Origin of the sequence: Herbidospora sp. NBRC 101105, from assembly GCF_030269205.1 — a bacterium.
Classification (GTDB): Bacteria; Actinomycetota; Actinomycetes; order Streptosporangiales; family Streptosporangiaceae; genus Herbidospora; species Herbidospora solisilvae.
This window is the reverse complement of the sequence record NZ_BSSX01000007.1, coordinates 387677-407959: the sequence shown is the minus strand read 5'-3', so window position 1 is coordinate 407959 and position 20283 is coordinate 387677. Positions and strand designations below refer to the sequence as shown.

Annotated in this window: 18 protein-coding genes and 1 tRNA gene; 8 read left to right on the top strand and 11 right to left on the bottom strand. The window is 70.1% G+C overall.

All coding sequences use genetic code 11. The features are described from left to right. Positions 1-361: 361 nt before the first annotated feature. Positions 362-435: transfer RNA gene (locus QSK34_RS28575), tRNA-Lys, on the bottom strand. A gap of 90 nt (positions 436-525) precedes the next feature. Here QSK34_RS28575 and QSK34_RS28570 point away from each other — a divergent pair. The 3 genes from QSK34_RS28570 to QSK34_RS28560 all read left to right on the top strand — a co-directional run bounded on the left by QSK34_RS28570 (position 526) and on the right by QSK34_RS28560 (position 4081). Then, a complete protein-coding gene (locus QSK34_RS28570) occupies positions 526-1368 on the top strand; it encodes an AAA family ATPase (RefSeq protein WP_285588444.1) in 843 nt (280 codons plus the stop codon). Beyond that, positions 1365-2681, top strand: a complete 1317-nt coding sequence (locus QSK34_RS28565; RefSeq protein ID WP_285588442.1) for a vWA domain-containing protein — start codon at positions 1365-1367, stop codon at positions 2679-2681. The genes QSK34_RS28570 and QSK34_RS28565 overlap by 4 nt, the downstream gene beginning before the upstream one ends. Positions 2682-2890: 209 nt before the next feature. Beyond that, positions 2891-4081 (top strand): low temperature requirement protein A, encoded by a 1191-nt coding sequence (locus QSK34_RS28560; RefSeq protein ID WP_285588441.1) that lies wholly within the window; start codon positions 2891-2893, stop codon positions 4079-4081. On the opposite strand, the gene QSK34_RS28555 is transcribed toward QSK34_RS28560, so the two are convergent. Next, complete coding sequence (locus tag QSK34_RS28555) at positions 4037-4804, bottom strand: nuclease-related domain-containing protein (RefSeq protein WP_285588437.1); 768 nt, start codon at positions 4802-4804, stop codon at positions 4037-4039. The genes QSK34_RS28560 and QSK34_RS28555 overlap by 45 nt on opposite strands. A 163-nt stretch (positions 4805-4967) precedes the next feature. Here QSK34_RS28555 and QSK34_RS28550 point away from each other — a divergent pair, with 163 nt between their 5' ends. Continuing rightward, positions 4968-5561 (top strand): TetR/AcrR family transcriptional regulator, encoded by a 594-nt coding sequence (locus tag QSK34_RS28550; RefSeq protein ID WP_285588435.1) that lies wholly within the window; start codon positions 4968-4970, stop codon positions 5559-5561. Between the two features lie 139 nt (positions 5562-5700). Here QSK34_RS28550 and QSK34_RS28545 read toward each other — a convergent pair whose 3' ends face one another. The 4 genes from QSK34_RS28545 to QSK34_RS28530 form a co-directional block, all read right to left on the bottom strand. Then, a complete protein-coding gene (locus tag QSK34_RS28545; protein WP_285588432.1) occupies positions 5701-6834 on the bottom strand; it encodes an acyl-CoA dehydrogenase family protein in 1134 nt (377 codons plus the stop codon). Continuing rightward, positions 6831-8000, bottom strand: coding sequence for an acyl-CoA dehydrogenase family protein (locus QSK34_RS28540; protein WP_285588840.1), 1170 nt, complete (start codon positions 7998-8000; stop codon positions 6831-6833). Before QSK34_RS28540 ends, QSK34_RS28545 begins: the two co-directional genes overlap by 4 nt. Positions 8001-8074: 74 nt before the next feature. Further along, positions 8075-9268, bottom strand: a complete 1194-nt coding sequence (locus tag QSK34_RS28535; protein ID WP_285588430.1) for an acyl-CoA dehydrogenase family protein — start codon at positions 9266-9268, stop codon at positions 8075-8077. 3 nt (positions 9269-9271) lie between these two features. Beyond that, a complete protein-coding gene (locus QSK34_RS28530; protein ID WP_285588428.1) occupies positions 9272-10216 on the bottom strand; it encodes a phosphotransferase family protein in 945 nt (314 codons plus the stop codon). A 154-nt stretch (positions 10217-10370) separates the two neighbouring features. Here QSK34_RS28530 and QSK34_RS28525 point away from each other — a divergent pair, with 154 nt between their 5' ends. After that, positions 10371-10946, top strand: coding sequence for a YdeI/OmpD-associated family protein (locus tag QSK34_RS28525; RefSeq protein WP_285588425.1), 576 nt, complete (start codon positions 10371-10373; stop codon positions 10944-10946). On the opposite strand, the gene QSK34_RS28520 is transcribed toward QSK34_RS28525, so the two are convergent. Further along, entirely contained in the window at positions 10924-11508 is a 585-nt protein-coding gene (locus tag QSK34_RS28520) for a TetR/AcrR family transcriptional regulator (protein WP_285588422.1), read from the bottom strand. The genes QSK34_RS28525 and QSK34_RS28520 overlap by 23 nt on opposite strands. Positions 11509-11563: 55 nt before the next feature. Between QSK34_RS28520 and QSK34_RS28515 the strand changes: the two genes are divergently transcribed. Next, entirely contained in the window at positions 11564-12673 is a 1110-nt protein-coding gene (locus QSK34_RS28515; protein ID WP_285588419.1) for an FAD-dependent monooxygenase, read from the top strand. Here QSK34_RS28515 and QSK34_RS28510 read toward each other — a convergent pair. Next, a complete protein-coding gene (locus tag QSK34_RS28510) occupies positions 12663-13529 on the bottom strand; it encodes a DMT family transporter (RefSeq protein ID WP_285588417.1) in 867 nt (288 codons plus the stop codon). The two genes, QSK34_RS28515 and QSK34_RS28510, sit on opposite strands and share 11 nt — an antisense overlap. Before the next feature lie 39 nt (positions 13530-13568). Further along, positions 13569-15140, bottom strand: coding sequence for a phytoene desaturase family protein (locus QSK34_RS28505; RefSeq protein ID WP_285588415.1), 1572 nt, complete (start codon positions 15138-15140; stop codon positions 13569-13571). A gap of 145 nt (positions 15141-15285) precedes the next feature. Between QSK34_RS28505 and secA2 the strand changes: the two genes are divergently transcribed. Further along, positions 15286-17520: an accessory Sec system translocase SecA2 gene (secA2, locus tag QSK34_RS28500; protein WP_285588838.1), complete on the top strand. Its 2235-nt coding sequence runs from the start codon at positions 15286-15288 to the stop codon at positions 17518-17520. Between the two features lie 135 nt (positions 17521-17655). On the opposite strand, the gene QSK34_RS28495 is transcribed toward secA2, so the two are convergent. Further along, positions 17656-17871: a hypothetical protein gene (locus QSK34_RS28495; RefSeq protein WP_030455996.1), complete on the bottom strand. Its 216-nt coding sequence runs from the start codon at positions 17869-17871 to the stop codon at positions 17656-17658. 238 nt (positions 17872-18109) lie between these two features. Beyond that, the gene (locus QSK34_RS37960) at positions 18110-19333 is read right to left on the bottom strand and encodes a CHAP domain-containing protein (RefSeq protein ID WP_502875548.1); all 1224 of its coding nucleotides are present in this window, start codon (positions 19331-19333) and stop codon (positions 18110-18112) included. Positions 19334-19459: 126 nt separating this feature from the next. Here QSK34_RS37960 and QSK34_RS28485 point away from each other — a divergent pair, with 126 nt between their 5' ends. Then, positions 19460-20266, top strand: coding sequence for a DUF1206 domain-containing protein (locus QSK34_RS28485; RefSeq protein WP_285588413.1), 807 nt, complete (start codon positions 19460-19462; stop codon positions 20264-20266). The last annotated feature ends 17 nt before the right edge of the window (positions 20267-20283 follow it).

The window sequence follows — 20283 nt, the reverse complement described above, 5'->3', positions numbered from 1 at the left end:
CAGGCGGTGTGCCGGCCCTCAATACCCACTCTGGGCACCGATCTAGCGCGCGTCCCAGTCCACTGTGTCGGGCGGCTCGAGCTAACCGCCCGAAGCGAAGGTCCCGCCGGAACTGCACGTCTTGCCTGCCCGGCAGACCAGGCTGCCTGCAAGAAGAAGATGAGTGCAGGTCAAGCGACTCCAGCACCGACTCCTTCAGTCCAGCGGAAGAACAGGTCCCGTCTCCGCAGCCTGTGGGCGAAAGAGCGATCGGATGCACCAGACCACTATCAAGATCAAACTTTCGCAGACAGGCGACCATGTCGAGGCGTTGAACGAAGAAACCCCAGATCGGATATGCCCGACTGGGGTTTCTATCAAGTGCGCCGCCAGGGACTCGAACCCCGGACCCGCTGATTAAGAGTCAGCTGCTCTAACCAACTGAGCTAGCGGCGCTTGAAGCCCTTGTAGGTTACCGCGACTCCGAACCCCCACCAAATCGGGCTACAGTAGAACATCATTCGGTTCACCCAAGGGGAAGCCCACGTGACTTGGTTCGCCTCACCGTCGGAAGCCGTCACCCGTCTCCGCCAGACCGGATACCTCTCCGACGACGCCATCGCCACCTCGGTCTTCCTGGCCGGCGTACTGCAGAAACCGCTGTTGGCAGAAGGCCCGGCGGGCGTCGGGAAAACCCAGCTCGCCAAGGCGATAGCCGAGGCGACAGGGGCGGACCTGGTCAGGCTCCAGTGCTACGAGGGCCTCGACGAGGCGCGAGCCCTCTACGAGTGGAACTACAAGAAGCAGCTCCTCAGGATCCAGGCCGACGACGACGCCTGGGACGACATCTTCGCCGAGGAGTTCCTCCTGGAAAGACCCCTCCTGAAGGCCATCAGGTCAGATCGCCCCACCGTTCTGCTGATCGACGAGACCGACAAGGCCGACGTCGAGGTCGAGGGGCTCCTCCTGGAGATCCTCTCCGACTTCCAGGTCACCATCCCCGAGCTCGGCACCATCACCGCCGCGAGGAGACCCTTCGTCGTCCTGACCTCGAACGCCACGAGGGAGCTCAGCGAGGCCCTCAAGCGCCGCTGCCTCTACCTCCACCTCGACTACCCGACCCCCGAACGTGAGCGCGACATCGTGCTCGCCCAGGTCCCCGGCATCGCCGAGACGGTCGCCGAGCAGCTGGCGCGCACGGCGGCCACGTTGCGCGCGCTGGAGCTGAAGAAGTCGCCGAGCATCGCCGAGACCGTCGACTGGGCGCACACCCTGCTCGCCCTCGGCCGGGAGGTGCTCGACGAGCGGACCGTCGCCGAGACGCTGGGCGTCGTGCTGAAACACCACTCCGACCAGCAGCGGGCGGCCAAGGAACTGGGCCTGCGGTGATCGACCGGCACATCGGCTTCGTGCACGCCCTGAGGGAGACCGGGCTTCCGGTCTCCCTGGCCGAGGGGCTGGACGCCGCCCACGCCCTGCGGCACATCGACCTCGCCGACCGGCGGACCCTCCGTGAGGCCTACGCCGCGACGCTCGTGAAACGGCCGCAGCACCGGGAGGGCTTCGACGTCCTGTTCGACCTCTGGTTCCCGTCCACGACCCAGGGCCCGCCGAAGCAGCGCGACGACGACCCCGAGGACCTTCGATCGGAACTGGCCGAACTCCTCAGAGGAGATCCTTCCGCTCCCGAGTTCCGCGCCTTCGCGCAGGCCATGGTCGAGCGCTTCGGCCGGGTGCAGGCGGGGCCGGGACGCCAGTCGTGGTTCTCCTATCCGGTGCTGCGCGCCCTTTCCCCGCAGACCCTGATCGCCAGGCTCCTCGGTGAACGCGGCGGCCTCCCCGAGAAGCTCGCCCGGCAGCGTGTCACCACGAACATCGCCGCCTTCGAGGCCGAGGTGGCCGCCGACGTCAGACGCAGGATCGCCGAGGAACAGGGCCGCGAACGCATCACCAGATCGGCCGTCAGGCCGCCGATCGACCGCCGCGACTTCCTCCGCGTCACCAAGGCGGAACTCGCCGAGATGCGGAGAGAGATCCATCCCCTGGCGAGACGGCTGGCCACCCGTCTTTCGATGAAACACAAGAAGGGCGACCGGGGCCGCCTCGACTTCCGCCGGACGGTCCGCGCGTCACTCCAGTCGGGCGGCGTCCCGCTGGCCACCCACCTGAAGCCCCGGCGTCCGCACAAACCGGAGCTGGTCGTCCTCACCGACGCCAGCGACTCGGTCGCCGGATTCGCGCAGTTCACCCTGCTGCTCACCTTCGCGCTGCGCGAGCAGTTCACCAAGGTCCGGGCGTTCGCCTTCGTCGACACCGTCGACGAGATCACGAAGTATTTCGCGCCGGGCGCCGACGTCCTCGACGCCGTCACCCGCATGACCACCGAGGCCGACATCTCGCGGTTCGGCCGCACCGACTACGGCCACGTCCTGAAGACCTTCGAGGAACGCCACGCGAGCGTCCTCACCCCGAAGACGAGCCTGCTCATCCTCGGCGACGCGCGCTCCAACTACCAGCCGCCGAACACCGAGACCCTGAAACGCCTGACCGAAAAGGTCCGGCACGCCTACTGGCTCAACCCCGAACCGAGGAACCAGTGGGACACCGGCGATTCCGTGGCGAGCGGCTACGCCGCCGTGATCCCGATGCACGAATGCCGAAACGTCCACCAGCTCGCGGCGTTCGTCGAAGAGATCGTCTGATCCCGTTACGGCTCCGCCCACCCCGGCACCGCCCGCCACTGGGCGCGACCGCCGTAACCGGCGCCGACCGGCCGCGCAGGCCCTCACCGCAACGAGCAACTCGGGCGTGGACGACCGGGAAAGGGGCCACGGGCGCCACCGCCCGACCGGCCGTGCCCAGTCCGCGCCCGCACGGTCCGCCTGTGCCGCCCCTGGCTACGATGCGGTCCATGCCCTGGAAGACCGGGATGGTCGCCCGCGACCCGTCCGAACCGCACCGCACCGCCACGCCCCTCGAACTGCTCTTCGACCTGGTCTTCGTGACGGCGGTCGCCCAGGTCGCCGCGCAGCTCGACCACGCGCTCCTCGAAGGGCACACCGCCGAGGGCGTCGTCGGCTACCTGATGCTCTTCGGGGCGATCTGGTGGGCCTGGATCGCGTTCACGTGGTTCGCCAGCGCCTTCGACACCGACGACGGGCCCTATCGCATCCTCGCGTTCGTCCAGATCGCCGGGTCGCTCGTGCTGGCGGCGGGGGTGCCGGCGGCGTTCAACGACCTCGACTTCCGGTGGACCGTCCTCGGCTACGTGATCATGCGGATCGGTTACGTGGCGTTGTGGTTGCGGGCCGGACGGGAGCATCCGGCGGTCCGGAAGCTGGCGGTCAGGCTCGCGGTGGGGACCACGGCCGTGCAGGTCCTGTGGGTGCTGCAGCTCCTGCTGCCCGACGACTACCGGATCCTGGCGTTCATCACCCTGTTCCTGCTCGACCTGTCGGTGCCGTGGTTCGCGGGCTGGAACGCCGACCAGGGCGGCTACCACGCCCACCACATCGCCGAGCGGTTCGGGCTGTTCACCCTGATCGTCATCGGCGAGTCGGTCACCGCGGCGACGCTGGCCATCCAGGGGGCGTTCGCGGCGGAGGGCCACGTCGCCGAACTGATCGTGCTCGCCGTGGCGGCGCTGCTGACCTCGTTGTCGGTCTGGTGGCTCTACTTCGGCTACATGGACCACAAGGCGCTGACGACCAACCCGCGCACGACCTACATCTGGTCGTACGGCCACTACTTCATCCTCGCCGCCATCGCGGCCGGCGGGGCGGGCGTCGCGGTGGTGGCCGGGTCGGTCGGCGGGCACGGCGCGCACCTGCCCGAGTGGGGGGCCGCGCTGGCGTTCACCGCTCCGGTCGCGGTGTTCCTGTTCGCGTACGCCACCATCGACGCCCTGGCGAACGGCAGGCGCGACCTGAAGCCGGTCGTGTTCGCCGTCACCGGGGTGGTCGTGCTCGCGGTCACCCCGCTGGCGACGGTGATCGGAGGGCCGTGGACGGCGCTGGTCACGGCCCTGATCGTGGTCGCCCTGCTGGCGAAGGAACTGCTAGCGCATCCGGCGGAGGATGCGCGCAGCCGTGCGGCCGAGTAGCTCGACCTGATCGGCCGTCAGTTCGGCCGTCGGGTTGCGCCGGATGAAGCCGGGGATGCGCCTCGGGTAGGCCACGGTCAAGCCCTCGCCGCTGACCACGCCTGCCCTGTTGGCGATCGTGCACCCGTGCAACGCGAGCACCGGGCTGATGGTGACCTGGATGCCGGTCTCCTTCGACAGGACCTGGGCCAGGTCGGTCGCGGCCCCGATGAGGCCCTTGGCGACGCTGGTGCCGTACTTCTCGTCGAAGAAGAGGCGCTTGCCGTGCTTGGCCACGATCGTGTCGGGCGAGTAGGCCTCGTTGTCGACGATCCACAGGCCGCCGGGCCCGATGATCAGATGGTCGACCGAGGCCTTGCCGGGCACGGCGCGGCCGTCCATCACGTGGTAGCCGCGGCGGCGCAACATCGCCCGGAGGAGGCGGCCGGTGCGGACCTCGCCCCGGCGTTTGCCCCGCCAGACGGCGGTGCGTTCGTGGGACCGCCAGGCGATGAAGGCGTCGGTGCCGCCGGCCAGCGCTCCGAAGAGGAGCCCGGTGACGACGACGTTCCAGCCGAACCGTCCGGCGAGGAGGCTTCCGGCGATGAGACCGGCGACCGCGTAGGCGGCCCGGAGCCGGAGGCGGTTCTTCCGGCCGGCGAGCCAGAAGGTCAAGTACAGGTTCTGCGGCGACGAACCGGTGAACTTGTCGTCGCGCGGGACGTAGATGGACCCGTTGGGCACCCTGCACTCCCTGCAAGTTAGGACTGCTTTGCCTAAGGCGTACCCGAACAGGAATCCCAGCTCCCGATGGTGAGGGAACTAGCACGGTTACGCCACCACCGGTATAACAACCTCGTCTTGACCGACCAGTCGGTATGCTGGTCGCCTATCAGAGGGGGTCGACATGGCGCGGTTGGGCACGTCCGTCGAAGAACCGGTACGCCAGCGGTTGCTGTCGGCGGCGACGCGCCTGTTCGCCGAGAAGGGCTTCGAGAGCACTTCCGTCCAGGAAATCGTAGCGGCCGCCGGCGTCACAAAAGGGGCGATGTACCACTATTTCGACTCGAAAGATGATCTTCTTCATGAGATCTACGGACGGGTCCTCCGCATGCAGATGGACCGCCTGCGACGTTTCGCCGACGGTGAGGGAACCGTCGCGGAGCGCCTGCACGCCGCGGCCGCCGATGTGATCAACACCACAGTCGACAACCTCGACGATTCCAAGATCTTTTTCAGGTCCAACCACCAGCTGGCCCCCGACACCCGCAAGATCGTCCGCGCCGAACGCCGCCGCTACCACGAACGCTTCCGCGACCTCGTGATCGAGGGCCAGCAGCAGGGCGTGTTCCGCGACGACGTCCCGGCCGAGATGGTGGTCGACTTCTTCTTCGGCTCCGTCCACCACCTCGGCACCTGGTACCACCCCGACGGCCCCCTCACGGGCACCGAGGTCGGCCGCTACTTCGCCGACCTCCTCCTCCGCTCCCTCACCCCTTAAGAGCCGATCTTCCGTTACGGCTCCGCCCACCCCGGCACCGCCCACCGCCCCGCCTCGCCCCGCAACCGGCGCCACCCGGCCGCGCCCGCCCCCGCCTGCGACGACCCACCCTGGGGCCGAGCCGCCTCGGCCGTGACGACTACTCCGGCCCCGGAAGGCCTACCAAGGGCGCGAGAGCGCTCCGATGGTCGCCGGGGGTGCCGAAGGCGATCGAATCGGCCTTGGCGCGCTTCAGGTAGAGGTGGATGGGATGCTCCCAGGTCATCCCGATGCCTCCGTGAAGCTGCAGGGCCTCCTCCGCGGCCCGTACCGCGACCTCACCGCAGTGGGCGGCGGCGACCGCCACGGCCACCCGGGCATCGCCCCCCGAGGCGAGTTGATCGGCGGCGTTGCGCGCCGCCGCCCGCGCCCCCGCGACCTCCAGCCAGAGATCGGCGAGCCGGTGCTTGAGCGCCTGGAACGACCCGACGGGCCGCGCGAACTGCCGCCGCTCCTTCAGGTAGGCCACCGTCGTGGTGAGACACCACTCGGCCACCCCCACCTGCTCGGACGCGAGCAACCCGGCCGCGAGGAGCAGCGCCTCGTCCACCGACCCCCCGTCGAGCACCACGGCCGGCACCCGCTCGAACGTCACCGTGGCCAGCGGACGCGTCACATCGAGCGAGACCACCGGCTCGACGAGAACCCGCTCACTCTCCACCACGGCGACCCGGCCCCCGTCGAGCGGCACCACGAAGAGATCGGCCCCGACGGCCCCCGCGACCCCGCTGAACCGCCCACTGACCACACCCGCCAGCGAACCGGCCGCGCCTCCAGCGCCATCCGCCTCGCCGCCGGCTGCCGCGACCGTCGGGCCACCCGGCGCGGCCGGGCCACCGTCCCCTTCTTCAAGCACTCCCACCGGGACGTCCCGATAAGGCGACGCCGCCAGCGACACGCACAACGCCGCCGTCGCCTCCCCCGACGCCAGCCGGGAGATGCCGGCGTATCCCGCGCTCGACAACACCCGGGTCGCCAGCACCGACGAGGTCAGGAACGGCGCGGGAGTGCCCGCCCGCCCCAGCTCCTCCAGCACCACCGCGGCCTCACGGGCCGACGCGCCCGCGCCGCCGAGGTCTTCGGGCACCAGCAGCCCCGCCACGCCGATGTCGCGGGCCAGGCCGTGCCAGGCGGCGGCGTTCTCGCCCTCGGCGGCGACGGGGGCCTTGTCGGCGAGGAGGTCGCGGACGGCGGTCCGGAGCTCCTCCTCGACCTCCGTGTAGAGCAGCGTCATCGAGGCAGGTCCTTCCAGGGCGCGGCGACGTCGGTTCGGGGTTCCGCCGGCAGCCCGAGCACCCGCTCGGCCACGATGTTGCGGAGGATCTCGGAGGTGCCGCCCTCGATCGAGTTGCCCTTGGCCCGCAGATAGCGGTAGCCCGCCCCGCGGCCGAGGAAGTCGACCCCGTCGGGGCGGCGGAAGGTCCAGTCGTCGTAGGTCAGGCCGTCTTCGCGCAGGAACTCGACCTCCAGGGCCGAGACCTCCTGGTGGTGGCGGGCGAACAGCAGCTTCATGCCCGACCCCTCGGGGCCGGGATGCCCGGCGAGCAGTTGCTCGCGCAGGCGCTGGCCGGTCAGCCGCATCACCTCGCCCTGCACCCACAGGTCCAGCGCCCGCCGGTGCAGGTCGTGGGTGCGCAGCTCGGGGCGGGCCTGCCAGGCCTCGGTGAAGACGCCCATCATGGTGCGGCGCGGCGACCCCGACGCCCCGATGGCGACGCGCTCGTTCATCAGCGTCGTCTGGGCCACCCGCCAGCCGTCGCCGACCTCGCCGAGCCGCAGGTCGTCGCCGAGCCGGACGCCGGTCAGGAAGACCTCGTTGAACTCGGCCTCGCCGGTGATCTGGCGCAGCGGCCTGACCTCGACCCCGGGGGCCTCCATGTCACAGACGAAGTAGGTCAGGCCCCTGTGTTTGGGCAGGTCGGGGTCGTGCCGGGCGACCAGGATGCCCCAGCGGGCGAGGTGGGCGCTGGACGTCCAGACCTTCTGCCCGTCGACCACCCAGTCCTCGCCGTCGCGCACCGCCCGGGTCGCCAGCCCGGCCAGGTCGGACCCGGCGCCGGGCTCGGAGAAGAGCTGGCACCAGACCTCCTCCCCCGTCCAGAGCGGGCGCAGGAAACGTCTCTTCTGCTCGTCGGTGCCGTAGGCGAGGATCGTCGGCGCCGCCATGCCGAGACCGATGCCGATGCGGCCGGGATTGTTGTCGGGCGTGCCCCGGAAGAGCTGGTCGACGACCCCCTGGAGGTCGCGCGGGGCGCCCAGGCCGCCCAGCCCTTCGGGAAAGTGCACCCAGGCCAGCCCGGCGTCGAACCTGGCCCTCAGCCAGTCGAGCGGGCTCAGCTCGGAAGGGTCGTGCCCGGCCAGGAACGCCTCCGCGCGCTGCCTGACCGTCGTCGCGTCCACCACGTGGTTCCCCTGTTCTTAGGTGCCGTGCCAAAGTCGTACCGCACCCACTCTTCGGTCCGGTATCGGTGGAATCACGTGTGCTTCTTCAGCTCCCGGTACGCCAGCGAGCGCTTGTGGACCTCGTCGGGGCCGTCGGCGAAGCGCAGGCTGCGGGCGCCCGCCCAGAGGGCGGCCAGCGGGAAGTCCTGGCTGACGCCGCCGGCGCCGTGGACCTGGATGGCCTTGTCGAGGATCCACTCGACGGCGGCCGGCGTGGCGATCTTGATGGCCTGGATCTCGGTGTGCGCGCCCTGGTTGCCCACGGTGTCCATCAGCCAGGCCGTCTTCAGCACCAGCAGCCGCAACTGCTCCACCTTGACCCGCGACTCGGCGATCCAGTCCTGGACCACCCCCTGCTGGGCGACCGGCTTGCCGAAGGTCGTGCGGGCCAGCGCCCGGCCGCACATCATCTCGATGGCGCGTTCGGCCATGCCGATGAGGCGCATGCAGTGGTGGATGCGGCCCGGCCCGAGACGGGCCTGGGCGATGGCGAAGCCGCCGCCCTCCTCGCCGATCAGGTTGGCGACCGGGACCCGGACGTCCTCGAAGATCACCTCGGCGTGGCCGCCGTGGTCGTTGTCGGTGTAGCCGAAGACCGACATGCCGCGTTTCACGGTCAGGCCGGGGGTGTCGCGCGGCACCAGGATCTGGCTCTGCTGCCGGTGCTTGGGCGCCTCGGGGTCGGTCTTGCCCATGACGATGAAGACCGCGCAGTTCGGGTTCATCGCGCCGGTGATGAACCACTTGCGGCCGTTGATCACGTACTCGTCGCCGTCGCGGACGATCGAGGTGGCGATGTTGGTCGCGTCGGAGGAGGCCACGTCGGGTTCGGTCATCGCGAACGCCGAGCGGATCTCCCCGTCCAGCAGCGGTTCGAGCCAGCGTTTGCGCTGGTCGTCGGTGCCGAACTGGTGCAGCACCTCCATGTTCCCGGTGTCGGGGGCGGCGCAGTTGGTGGCGACCGGGGCGATGGCCGGGGACCGGCCCATGATCTCGGCGAGAGGGGCGTACTGGAGGTTGGTGAGGCCCTCACCCGGCAGGAACAGGTTCCAGAGGCCGCGTCGCCGGGCCTCGGCCTTCAGCTCCTCGATGATCGGCGGGGCGCTCCAGCCGCTCTCCCGCGCCTGCTCCTCGAAGACCGGTTCGGCCGGGTAGACGTGCTCGGCCATGAAGGCCTCAAGCCGCTCACGGTATTCACGAGTGGTCGCGTCGAAGCCGAAATCCATCTGTCAGACCTCCCGAAGGCCGCGCTCGACCAGCGGCGCGACGATGTCCCCGATGCCGGCGAACCCGTCGCCGACGGTCAGCCCCTGGGTGAAGCGGAAGTGGATGCCCTCGGTGATGACCGCGAGCTTGAAGCAGGCCAGCCCGACGTACCAGCCCAGCCGCGAGGTGTCCCGGCCCGACCGCTCCGCGTAGTGGGCGGCCAGCGCGGTCACGTCGACCTCGCCGCCGGGCGCGCCGACGTCGAGGTCGGCGAAGTCGGCGTACAGCAGGAACAGGGCCAGGTCGGTGAGGGGGTCGCCGAGTGTGGACATCTCCCAGTCGAGCACCGCCGCGACCCGGCCGTCGCGGATCAGCGTGTTGCCGAGCTTGAAGTCTCCGTGGACGATCGCCGGCGCCCCCGACACCGGCAGGTCCTTGGCCAGCCGGGCGTACAACTCGTCGATCCCGGCGACCTCGCGGCTGCGGGAGGCGTCGAGTTGCCGCTTCCAGCGCCTGACCTGCCGGTCGAGGAAGCCCTCGGGCCGCCCGAAGTCGCCCAGCCCGACCTCGGCCGGGTCGATCACGTGCAGTCGCGCCAGCACGTCGGCCAGATGCTCCCCCACCTCGGGGGTGAGGCGGGTGGGCGTGCCCTCGACGTACTCCATGACGTAGAAGGGGGCGCCGACCACCTCGGCGTCGTCGCAGAAGTGGTACATGCGCGGCACCGGCACGTCGGTGTCCTGGAGGGCGCCCATCACGCGGAACTCCCGGCCCATGTCGTGGGCGGTGGCCAGCACGTGGCCGAGCGGCGGGCGGCGCACGACGACCGCGCGGACGCCGTCGCGGACGATGTAGGTGAGGTTGGACTTGCCGCCCTCGATCAGCTCGGCGGTCAGCGGGCCGTCGGTGACACCGGCCTCGGAGAGGCGGGCGGCGAGACGGTCGAGATCGAGTCCGGGCACTGTCACAGCTCGCGAGCATACCGACCAGCCGGTATGAGTGTCGACGACACCCGGGGGTGACAGAGGCAACCGAGAGGACTTTTCTGGATATATCAGGACATGGATACATCAGGTCATGGTGTCTTGACCGGCCCGCCCCCGCGACCATAGGTGATTGCCCATGGAACCGACGTTCTTCGAAACCCCCGACGAGTTCTACGCCTGGCTGGCCGCCAACCACACGACCGAGACGGAGTTGTGGGTCGGCTTCCACAAGCGTTCCACCGGCAGGCCGAGCCTCACCTGGCCCGAGTCGGTCGACCAGGCGCTCTGCTTCGGCTGGATCGACGGCGTGCGCAAGAGCCTCGGCCCCGAGTCCTACGTCATCCGCTTCACCCCCAGGAAGCCACGCAGCACCTGGAGCTCGGTGAACATCAACCGCATCCGGGAGCTGATCGAGCTGGGGGTCGTCCACCCGTCGGGCCTGGCCGCCTTCGAGGCCCGCAGCGCCGACCGCTCGGAGATCTACAGCTACGAGCAGCGCCAGGCCGCCGAACTGCCCGAGGAGTACGCCGCCCGCTTCCAGGAGGACAAGGCCGCCTGGGACTGGTTCGAGGGCCAGGCCCCCTGGTATCGCCGCACGGCCATCTACTGGGTGATCAGCGCCAAGAGGGAGGAGACCCGGCTGCGCCGCCTGGCCACCCTCATCGAGGACTCGGGGGCGGGCCGCCGCATCAAGTCGGTGACCCGTCCCTGAACACTGCGGACAGGTATTCGCCGAAGGCGGCCCGCAGGTCGTCGAGCGTGGGGGTCACCCCGGCGCCGACGACGGCGTCGAACAGCAGGCCCTCGGTGAACGCGACGAGCTGCCGCCCGTGCCGCACCGGGTCGGCGGTGCCCGCGGCGGTGAACACGGCCACGCCCTGGTCGCGGTAACGGCGGCCGATGTCGTCGTAGACGGCCCGCAGCTCCGGACGCCGGGTGGCCTCCAGAGCCAGCTCGTAGCGCGCGATGCTGCGCCGGCGGTCGACCACGATCATCTTGTGCGTCGACACCGACAGCAGCTCGACCATGGCTTCCCGCCCGCCGGCCGGCATCGGCCGGGTGAGCAGCTCGGCGAAGTGCTCGTCCTCCAGCTCCGTCAGCCGGGCCAGGGCCAGTTCCAGGAGCGCGGCGCGGCTGCGGGCCAGGTTCGACGTCGACCCGGACGGCAACCCCGCCGCCGCGTCGACCGCGCGGTGGGTAAGCCCGCGCATGCCCAGGTCGGCGAGGATCTCGATCGCGGCGTCCCCGATGATCCGCGCCCGCTCAGTGCTCACTTTCGCAGACTACACATGTAGTGCATACTACAGATGTAGTTCCCAAGGAGGCATCATGAGACACGCCGTGGTGGTCGGCGCCGGAATCGGCGGGCTGACCGCAGCAGCCGCGCTCAGGCAGCAGGGGTGGGCGGTGACCGTGCTGGAGCGGGCCGCCTCGATCGAACCGGTCGGCGCCGGGCTCGCGATGGCGCCCAACGCACTGCGGGCGCTCGACGTGATCGAGGTGGGCGACCAGGTGCGGAAGCTGGCGGCCTTCCAGGGGTCGGGCGGCATCAGGACCAAGACCGGGAAGTGGTTGTCGCGCACCAGCGCCGAGGCCGCGCAGGAACGCTACGGCGACCCGACCGTGCTGCTGCACCGGGCCGTGCTGGTCGACCTGCTGGCCGCGCAGGCCCCCGAGATCGAGCTCGACACCGCGGTGCAGTCGGTCACCCCCGACGGCGTGGTCACCACCGCGAAGGGCGAGCTCAGCGCCGACCTGGTGGTGGCCGCCGACGGCCTCCGGTCGCGCATCCGGGAACAGATCTTCCCGTCGCTGCCCGGCCCGGTCTACGCGGGCGTGACGAGCTGGCGCATGATCACCCCCACCGCCGGGGCGCAACCGTCGGAGTCGTGGGGCGACGGCCAGGTCTTCGGCGTGATGCCGCTCGCCGGCGACCAGGTCTACGCCTACGCGACCGCACCCGCCCCGCCCGGCGGATCGTCCCCCGACGAACTCGGCGACCTGAAGCGCCTGTTCGCCGGCTGGCACGACCCCATCCCGGCCGTGCTCGACCGCACCGACCCGGCGAAGGTCATCCGCACGGACATCTTCAGCCTGGAGACCGCTCCCCCGGCCTTCCACTCCGGCAGGGTGGCCCTGCTCGGCGACGCCGCCCACGCCATGACCCCCAACCTCGGTCAGGGGGCCTGCCAGGCGATCGAGGACGCGGTCACGCTGGCGTACACGAACGATCTGGAGAGCTACTCGGCGGCGCGGATGCCGCGCACGGCGCCGATCGTGAAGCGGTCGCGGGCCATCGCCCGGATCACCTCGTGGCGCAACCCGGTCGCGACGGCGGCGCGGAACACGATGATCAGCCTCGTCGGCAGGCTCGGCACCACGGCGGCGCTGCGCCAGATGGACTCGGTCTTCGCCTGGGAACCGCCCGTCAGACCGTGACGGGCTCGGGCTTGGTCTCCTGCGCCACGGGCGAGTGGTCGGGCGCCAGCCGGCTGAGCGTGATGGTGCCCCAGACGAGGATCGCGGTCGCGACGAGGGCGGGGACGACCTGTCCGACCCCGGCGGGCAGGGGTTCGCCGAGCAGGACGGTCCCGGCGGTGATGGAGGTGATGGGGTCGACGATCTGCACGGTCGCGTAGGCGATGCCGAAGTAGCCGACCTCGTAGGACTTCTGCAGCAGCACCACGGCCGCGATCAGCAGGAGGGGGATGGCGAAGGCGAACCAGTGCAGTAAGCCGCCCCACGCGCCGTCGAAGTTGGCGCCCACGACCCGCACGAACGTCGAAACGGTCGCGGTCACCGCCCCGGCGCCGATCGACATCCAGATGGCCTTGCCGGGCCCGGCGAAGAACCGCGCCGACACGAAGCTGGCGGCGGCGATCAGGCCGACCACCAGGATCATGCCGACGCCCTCGCCGGTGGACATCGACGGCTTCACGTTGTGCGCCGGAACCAGCAGCATCAGCCACAACAACCCGACCGCGACGGCCAGCGAGCCGAGGTACTCGGCCCGCTTGGCCCTGCGCCCGTGCAGCCAGGCCGCGAGCGGCACCGCGAACACGAGCGTGGCGACGCTGATCGGCTGGACGACGATGAGCGGCGCGAAACTGAGCGCGACCGCGTGGAGGCAGGCGCCGCTGAAGCTGATGACCCCGCCGATCCACCAGCGCGGGCGGCGGACGAGCCGTAGGGTGGCTCCCTGGGCGACGGCCTCGAACTGCTGGAGGGCCGCTCCCAGCGCGTATCCGAGCGCGCCCAGCAGGGCGATGGTGAACCCCAGCCAGGTCATGGGCATGCTCCGGAGAATTCGTGGGTGCGGGTCACCCGATTCAGCTTAGGGACAATCTCCTGTTCCCCGGGTCGAGTCTCCCATATCTACCAGAACGGCCATTGCGGCATTCCGCCCATTCAGGGCGATCACACTGCCGCCCGGGTGGGTCGCCGCGCCGCACAGATAGACCCCTTCCATGGGGGTGCGAGGCGTCAGCCGCCGGTCCCACATCTGGTCCGGCCGCACCTCGCCCTGGAAGATGTGCCCCCCGGTCAGGCCGACGCGCGCCTCGATGTCGGGCGGCCCGAGCACCTCGTAGTGGGCCAGGCAGTCGGCGAAGCCGGGGGCGTACCGGCTGATGAGGTCGACGAACTGGCGGGCCACCTCGTCGCGGCGGGCCTCCCAGCCGCCCTTCAGGGCGTAGGGGGCGTACTGTCCGAAGACGCTCATCAGTCCGTCCTGTACGTAGATCTCCCCGAACCCCACCGCCGGTTCGCCGGCCTGGCAGCGCTCGAAGGCACGCTGGGCCTCGTCGAGGCCGGTCGTCACGTCGACCACACCCTCGGCCATGAAGGTCTGGCAGGGGGCGGCCGTCCAGGAGGGCAGGCGGCGCAGGGCGGCGTTGAACTTGACCACGGGGCTGCGGACGTCCCATTCGGCGACACGCAGCCGGTAGTCGTCCGGGGCGTCGACCATGGTCATCAGGCGCTTGGGGTCGGCGTTGGAGACCACCCGGCCGGCGGCGATGAAGGTGCCGTCGTCGAGGCACACCCCTTCCCCTGGGAGCACCCGCGCCACCGGAACCCCGGCCGCGAGCACCGCCCCCGCTTCGCGGGCGGCGTCGGCGATGGCGAAGCTCACCATCCCCATGCCGCCCTTGACGTAGCCCCAGACCGCGCCGACGCCGTCGAGCTCGCCGATGAAGTGCATCAGCTTGACGGCGGCGGTGCCGGGGTCGCGCGGGCCGGCGTAGGTGCCGATGATCCCCTGGCCGAACAGGGCGTCCTTGAGGCGCTGGTCGGTGACGAAGTCGTCGATCACGTCGGCGATCGAGGCGTGGAAGAGGACGTCGGTCATATAGGTGTCGCCGAGGATCTCCCCGAGCTCCTCGCGGCTGGGCGAGTCGCCGACCCAGGTGTCCCTGGCGCCCTTGCGGAGCTTGATCCGCATGCGGTCGAACAGGTCCTCGTACGCGAAGTAGCCGTCGATCTCCTTCTGGGGCAGGCCGAGGTCCTGGAGCGCCCGGGTGGTCCGGTCGTGGTCGAGCCACTGGGCGAAGGCGGTGCCGTCGTCGTAGGGGATCCAGAGCTGGGGATCGGCGATCGTGAAATCGAGGCCCCGTCGTTTCAGGTCGAGTTCGCGGATGACGGTCTCGTCGAGCAGCCCGACGACGTAGGCGCAGGGGCTCACGACGTACCGGGGATCCTCGAACGGGCGTTCCAGGGTGCACGCGCCGCCGAGGCGCTCCCGGGCCTCCAGCACCAGCACCCTTTTGCCCGCCCGTGCCAGGTAGGCGGCGCACGTCAGGCCGTTGTGACCGCCGCCGACCACCACCACGTCCCAGCGGCGACGCGCCAGGTCTTTCACGGGTTCGGGGAGGCCCACCCGCCCGAGCTGGGCGGCGATCTCGTTCATCCATCAACACTGACTGGATAACCAGTCAAAGCGCAAGGGCCGCCCGTGGGTCTAGCATCGGTCATTCCGGGGTTTTTCCTACGGGGTGCCCTGGAACGACCTACTCGTGCGGCGCGTTGGAGCGGGCGTGGCCTCTCTATCCCAGATGATCCGGCGTTTCCTGGAGAAGCCCGGCAGCGTCGACATCGCGCCCTTCGAGCGCACCGTCGCCGCCGCCGGGGCGCTCGCCGACCGCGCGCGCGACCTCTCCCTTGAGGAGTTGCGCGAGATGGCCGCCGGAGGAGTCGGCTCGGCCGAGTTCTGCGCCGCGGTCCGCGAGGTCGCCGACCGCACCCTGGGTGAGCGCCCGTTCGACGTGCAGCTCGTCGGCACGCTCGCCATGTTGTCGGGGAACGTCGTCGAGATGGCCACCGGCGAGGGCAAGACCCTCGCGGGCGCGCTGGCGGCCGCGGGCTTCGCCCTGCGCGGCAAGTCGGTGCACGCCATGTCGGTCAACGACTACCTCGCCCGCCGCGACGCCGAGTGGATGGCGCCCTTCTACACGGCCATGAACCTGACCGTCGGCTGGATCGCCGAGGCGTCCACGCCCGAGGAGCGCCGCGCCGCCTACGCCTGCGACATCACCTACGCCAACGTCAGCGAGATCGGCTTCGACCTGCTGCGCGATCGCCTGGCCACCGACCCCGAGGCGACCGTCCAGCCGGTCCCCCAGGTCGCCCTGGTCGACGAGGCCGACTCGGTGCTCGTCGACGAGGCCCGCGTGCCGCTCGTGCTGGCCGGCGCCACCGATGCGGGCGCGGCGGTGCCCGAGATCGCCGCGCTGGTCCGCCGCCTGTCCCGTGGCTACCACTTCGAGATCGACGACGAGGGCCGCAACGTCTTCCTGACCGCCAAGGGCACCGACACGGTCGAGAGCGCCCTCGGCATCTCCCTGTACGACCACCCCGGCACCGTCACCGAGGTCAACCTCGCCCTCCACGCCCACGCGCTGCTGGTGCGCGACGTCGACTACATCGTGCGCGACGGCCGGGTGCAGCTCGTGAACGCCTCGCGCGGCCGGGTCGCCCAGCTCCAGCGCTGGCCCGACGGCCTCCAGGCGGCGGTGGAGGCCAAGGAGAAGCTGGCCCCGTCCGACACCGGCGAGATCCTCGACTCGATCACCATCCAGGGCCTGCTGACGCGCTACCCCGAGATCTGCGGCATGACCGGCACCGCCGTCGCCGTCGGCGAGAACCTGCGCGAGTTCTACAAGCTCAAGGTCGCCGTGATCGCGCCGAACCGCCCGTGCGTGCGTGAAGACGAGCCCGACCGCATCTACCCGTCGCTGATCGACAAGGAACTGGCCCTGGCCGACGAGATCGTCGCCCAGCACGCCACCGGCCGCCCGATCCTGATCGGCACGCTCGACGTCGCCGAGTCCGAATCCCTGGCCAAGGAGCTGCGCTCGCGGGGCCTCGAACCGGTCGTGCTGAACGCCAAGAACGACGCCGAGGAGGCGGCCATCATCGCCAGGGCGGGCGAGCTGGGCGCGCTGACGGTGTCGACCCAGATGGCCGGGCGCGGCACCGACATCCGCCTCGGCTCCCCCGAGGTCGCCGAACTGGGCGGCCTGCTGGTCATCGGCACCGGCCGCCACCCGTCCAGCCGCCTCGACGACCAGTTGCGCGGCCGGTCGGGCCGCCAGGGCGACCCCGGCCGGTCGGTGTTCTTCGTCAGCGGTGAAGACGACCTGCTCAAGGCCTACCTGCCCGACGAGACCCTGCCGAAGGCCGACAAGGACGGCCGGATCCGCGACAAGCAGGCCGCCTACCTGGTCGGCCACGCCCAGCGCATCGCCGAGGGCGTCAACACCGAGATCCACCGCAACACCTGGCGCTACACCCGCGTCCTGGAGGAGCAGCGCGCCCGTCTGCTCGACCACCGCGACCGCATCCTCTACGGCGACGCCGGCGCCGAGGCCCTCCGCGAGGCCCGTCCCGAGCGTTACCGGGAACTGGTCGAGCAGTCGTCGGAGGAGGCCGTGGCCACGGCGGCCCGCCAGATCGTGCTGTTCCACCTCGATCGCTGCTGGACCGACCACCTGGGCTACTTCGCCGACCTGCGCGAGGGCATCCACCTGCGGGCCCTCGGGCGGCTCAGCCCGATCGACGAGTTCAACCGGGAGGCGCTCCCCGCCTACCGGAAACTCCTGGAGGAGATCGAGAAGCGCTCGACGGCGAGCTTCGACGCCCTCGACCTGTCCTCCCCGCTGGCCGAACAGGGCTTGAAGCGGCCGTCGGCGACGTGGACCTATCTGGTCTCGGAGAACCCGTTCGGCAGCGACTGGGACCGGGTGCTGCGCCGTGTCTCCTCGGCGCTGCGCGGCCGCAAGAAGGGCTAGGTGTACTGACCACAGAGGTTTGAGTACGGGGCGACTCCGAACGGCTCTGGCTCGTCTCGGAAAGGCTGACCGGAGTGGTCGCGTGTAAAAAGGGTCCGAGCCCTTCCGGGCCGGACCCTCATCGTTTACGCGGATTTACCGCCACGCGGTGAAGTGCCACTTGTTCGCGGTCGAGTAGGTGCACGACGACACATTCCACCCGGCCGCCTTCACGGCGGATCGCCAGTAATTGCAGTTACCCGAGTCGGGGTAGCCGCCGTAGAACTTGCTTTCCGCGTGGGCGGTTCCCGACATGGAGAAAACCGCTCCGGCGATGGCGAGACCGACGAACGCCCTTTTCAGAACTTTCATGGTGTTGCCTTTCCTGTGGCTGCGCGGGGAATTGCCGCTACTCCGGTCATCCTCAACCGGCGATCAGCGGCACGCAAGGCCGCCGAGGAGGTGGAACGCGCCATTGGCAGAAATAGGCAAATCGCCGTGACGATTTCGAGTCGCTCGAAATTCACCGTGAATTCAGCGCCACACACGAGACGATCCGCGCCCCCTGGGAGAAGGGGCGCGGATCGCCGGTTCGGGGCCCGCTTCTTCCTTATGCCCCGGTCTTCTCGTGCCTGCCCTTCCTGGCCTGGACGATCAGGAAGCGCATGCCGACCGCGACGAGCGCGCAGGCCACCAGCCCGGAGGCGATGACCGGCACGGGCGTCTCCGGCCGTGGTGTCGTGGTGTCGGCGGCCACGTGGCTCGCCGACGGGATGGCGATGGTCTTCTCCTTCACGGGGGTCGTCGTGGCCTTCGGCCCGGGGGCGGCCTTGGCCGTTTCCTTGACGGGGTCTTTGGCGGGGTCTTTGGCGGGGGCGATCTTCTGGGCCGCGATGGGCGCCTCGTCGGGGGTGCAGGTGACGTCCTGGACGTCCGACACCTTGAACCTGACCGGCGGCGCCTCGCCCGAACCGCCGCGGGAGTTGTAGGCGCCGGACGAGAAGGGCTCGGGGGCGCCCTTCTTGCCCAGGCCGTCGCCCCACTTGGTGATGACGTAGTCGACGTCGATGTGGCCGGCGCCGCCGTTGCCCTCGACGGTGAGGCTGCCCTCGTTCCAGGTGCCGCCGGTGAGTTCGGCGAAGGTCTTGCCGTCGAGGTCGAGCATGACGCCGTTGCTCGACGGCGAGCCCGGCCCTCGGTCGCCGACGAAGAAGGGGGCCTTCTTGCCGTCGTGCATGACGTAACCTTCGGTGCCCATGGGCCAGCTCGGACTGGCCGCCAGTCCTTTCTGCATGGGCTCGCCCGACGCGGGGGCGCCGGTGTCTCCGTTGCGGCCCGAACCGTCGTCCCAGAAGTAGGACGCGGTGGTCGAGCCTTCGTACAGGGGATGGACGACCAGGTCCGGCACGCCATACCCGGAGAAATCGGACGTGGGCCGGGTCACCCGCTGGACCGAGCCGTTGAGGGCCTCGATCGTGGTGACCTTGCCGTCGGCCGTCTTCTCGACCACGCCGACCTGGCCGTGGTGCTTGAGGAAGGCGATCGCGCCGGGCTGGGGCTCGGTGGTCCAGGCGTCCTTCGACCTGAACCAGGCGGCGTGGTCGGCGGAGGCGGCGAAGCTGCCGACCTGCTTCAGCACTCCGGCCGACTGGCCGGCGTACGAGACGAACGTGTCGCACCAGGGGGCGGAGGCGAGGGCGGGGTCTTTGCCTTCGCTGTACCAGGCGCCGTACTTGCTCTGCTTGCCCGCCTGCGCGCTGTAACCCAGCTCCTGCCGGGCCGCATCGAGCAGCGAGTCGGTGATGGGGGAAATGGGGGAATCTCCTTTGGTCACATGCGAGTAACCGGACATTAGGCCCCTTTTACGACAGACCATAAGAGAACCTGACAAAACTTTGCCTGGGGTTTACTGATCGTCCTTGAAGGAAGAGGGGGTCCAGCCACAACGAAGGGACCTCCCATGACGACCACGGAGACGGTCGGCGGCGCCGCCCGCAGGGCCGTACAGCACCCCCTGCTCGACAAGCTGGCGAAGGTCGGGTTCGCCGCCAGAGGCGTCCTCTACGCGCTGATCGGACTGGTCGCGCTGCAGATCGCCTTCGGCGGGTCCAGCGGGGAAGAGGCCGACAAGTCAGGCGCGATCCACATGGTGGCCGAGCAGCCGTTCGGCTCGGTGCTGCTGTGGGTCATGGCCGTCGGCCTGGCCGGCCTGGCCGTCTGGCAGATCGGCGAGGCGATCTGGGGCAACCCGAAGATGCGCCAGCGCGTCGAGTCGATCGCCCGCGCGGTCGTGTACGTGACCCTGGTGATCTCCATCACCAGCCTCCTGCTGAAGGGCAAAGAGGCCTCCAGCACCGACTCCCAGTCGCAGGACGCCACCCGCGCCCTGTTCGAACTGCCCGGCGGCCAGTTCCTGGTCGGCCTGTTCGCGCTCGGCCTCATGGCCCTCGGCGTGTACTGGATCCACGAGGGCTGGACCGAGAAGTTCATGCGCGACATGCACGTGACCGAGCCGAAGGCCCGCACGACGGTCGTCCGCCTCGGCAAGGCCGGCTACATCGCCCGCGGCATCGTCGCCATCGCCGCCGGCGTCCTGGTCGGCCAGGCCGCCCTGACCTACGACCCCGACCGCGCGGCCGGCATCGACGACGCCCTCAAGTCCCTCTCGGAGACCCCGATGGGCCCGTGGCTCCTCGCGGCGGTCGCAATCGGCCTGATCCTCTTCGCCGCCTACTGCTTCGCCGAGAGCCGGTGGCACCGCACCTGATCCAGGGCGAAGAAAAG

What these genes read in the sequence shown, in the direction of transcription:
- QSK34_RS28560 (WP_285588441.1), top strand. Translation starts at nt 2,891, where the DNA reads ATGCCCTGGAAGACCGGGATGGTCGCCCGCGACCCGTCCGAACCGCAC.
- QSK34_RS28550 (WP_285588435.1), top strand. Translation starts at nt 4,968, where the DNA reads ATGGCGCGGTTGGGCACGTCCGTCGAAGAACCGGTACGCCAGCGGTTG.
- QSK34_RS28545 (WP_285588432.1), bottom strand. Translation starts at nt 6,834, where the DNA reads ATGACGCTGCTCTACACGGAGGTCGAGGAGGAGCTCCGGACCGCCGTC.
- QSK34_RS28535 (WP_285588430.1), bottom strand. Translation starts at nt 9,268, where the DNA reads ATGGATTTCGGCTTCGACGCGACCACTCGTGAATACCGTGAGCGGCTT.
- QSK34_RS28525 (WP_285588425.1), top strand. Translation starts at nt 10,371, where the DNA reads ATGGAACCGACGTTCTTCGAAACCCCCGACGAGTTCTACGCCTGGCTG.
- QSK34_RS28515 (WP_285588419.1), top strand. Translation starts at nt 11,564, where the DNA reads ATGAGACACGCCGTGGTGGTCGGCGCCGGAATCGGCGGGCTGACCGCA.
- QSK34_RS28510 (WP_285588417.1), bottom strand. Translation starts at nt 13,529, where the DNA reads ATGCCCATGACCTGGCTGGGGTTCACCATCGCCCTGCTGGGCGCGCTC.
- QSK34_RS28505 (WP_285588415.1), bottom strand. Translation starts at nt 15,140, where the DNA reads ATGAACGAGATCGCCGCCCAGCTCGGGCGGGTGGGCCTCCCCGAACCC.
- secA2 (WP_285588838.1), top strand. Translation starts at nt 15,286, where the DNA reads ATGATCCGGCGTTTCCTGGAGAAGCCCGGCAGCGTCGACATCGCGCCC.
- QSK34_RS28495 (WP_030455996.1), bottom strand. Translation starts at nt 17,871, where the DNA reads ATGAAAGTTCTGAAAAGGGCGTTCGTCGGTCTCGCCATCGCCGGAGCG.
- QSK34_RS28485 (WP_285588413.1), top strand. Translation starts at nt 19,460, where the DNA reads ATGACGACCACGGAGACGGTCGGCGGCGCCGCCCGCAGGGCCGTACAG.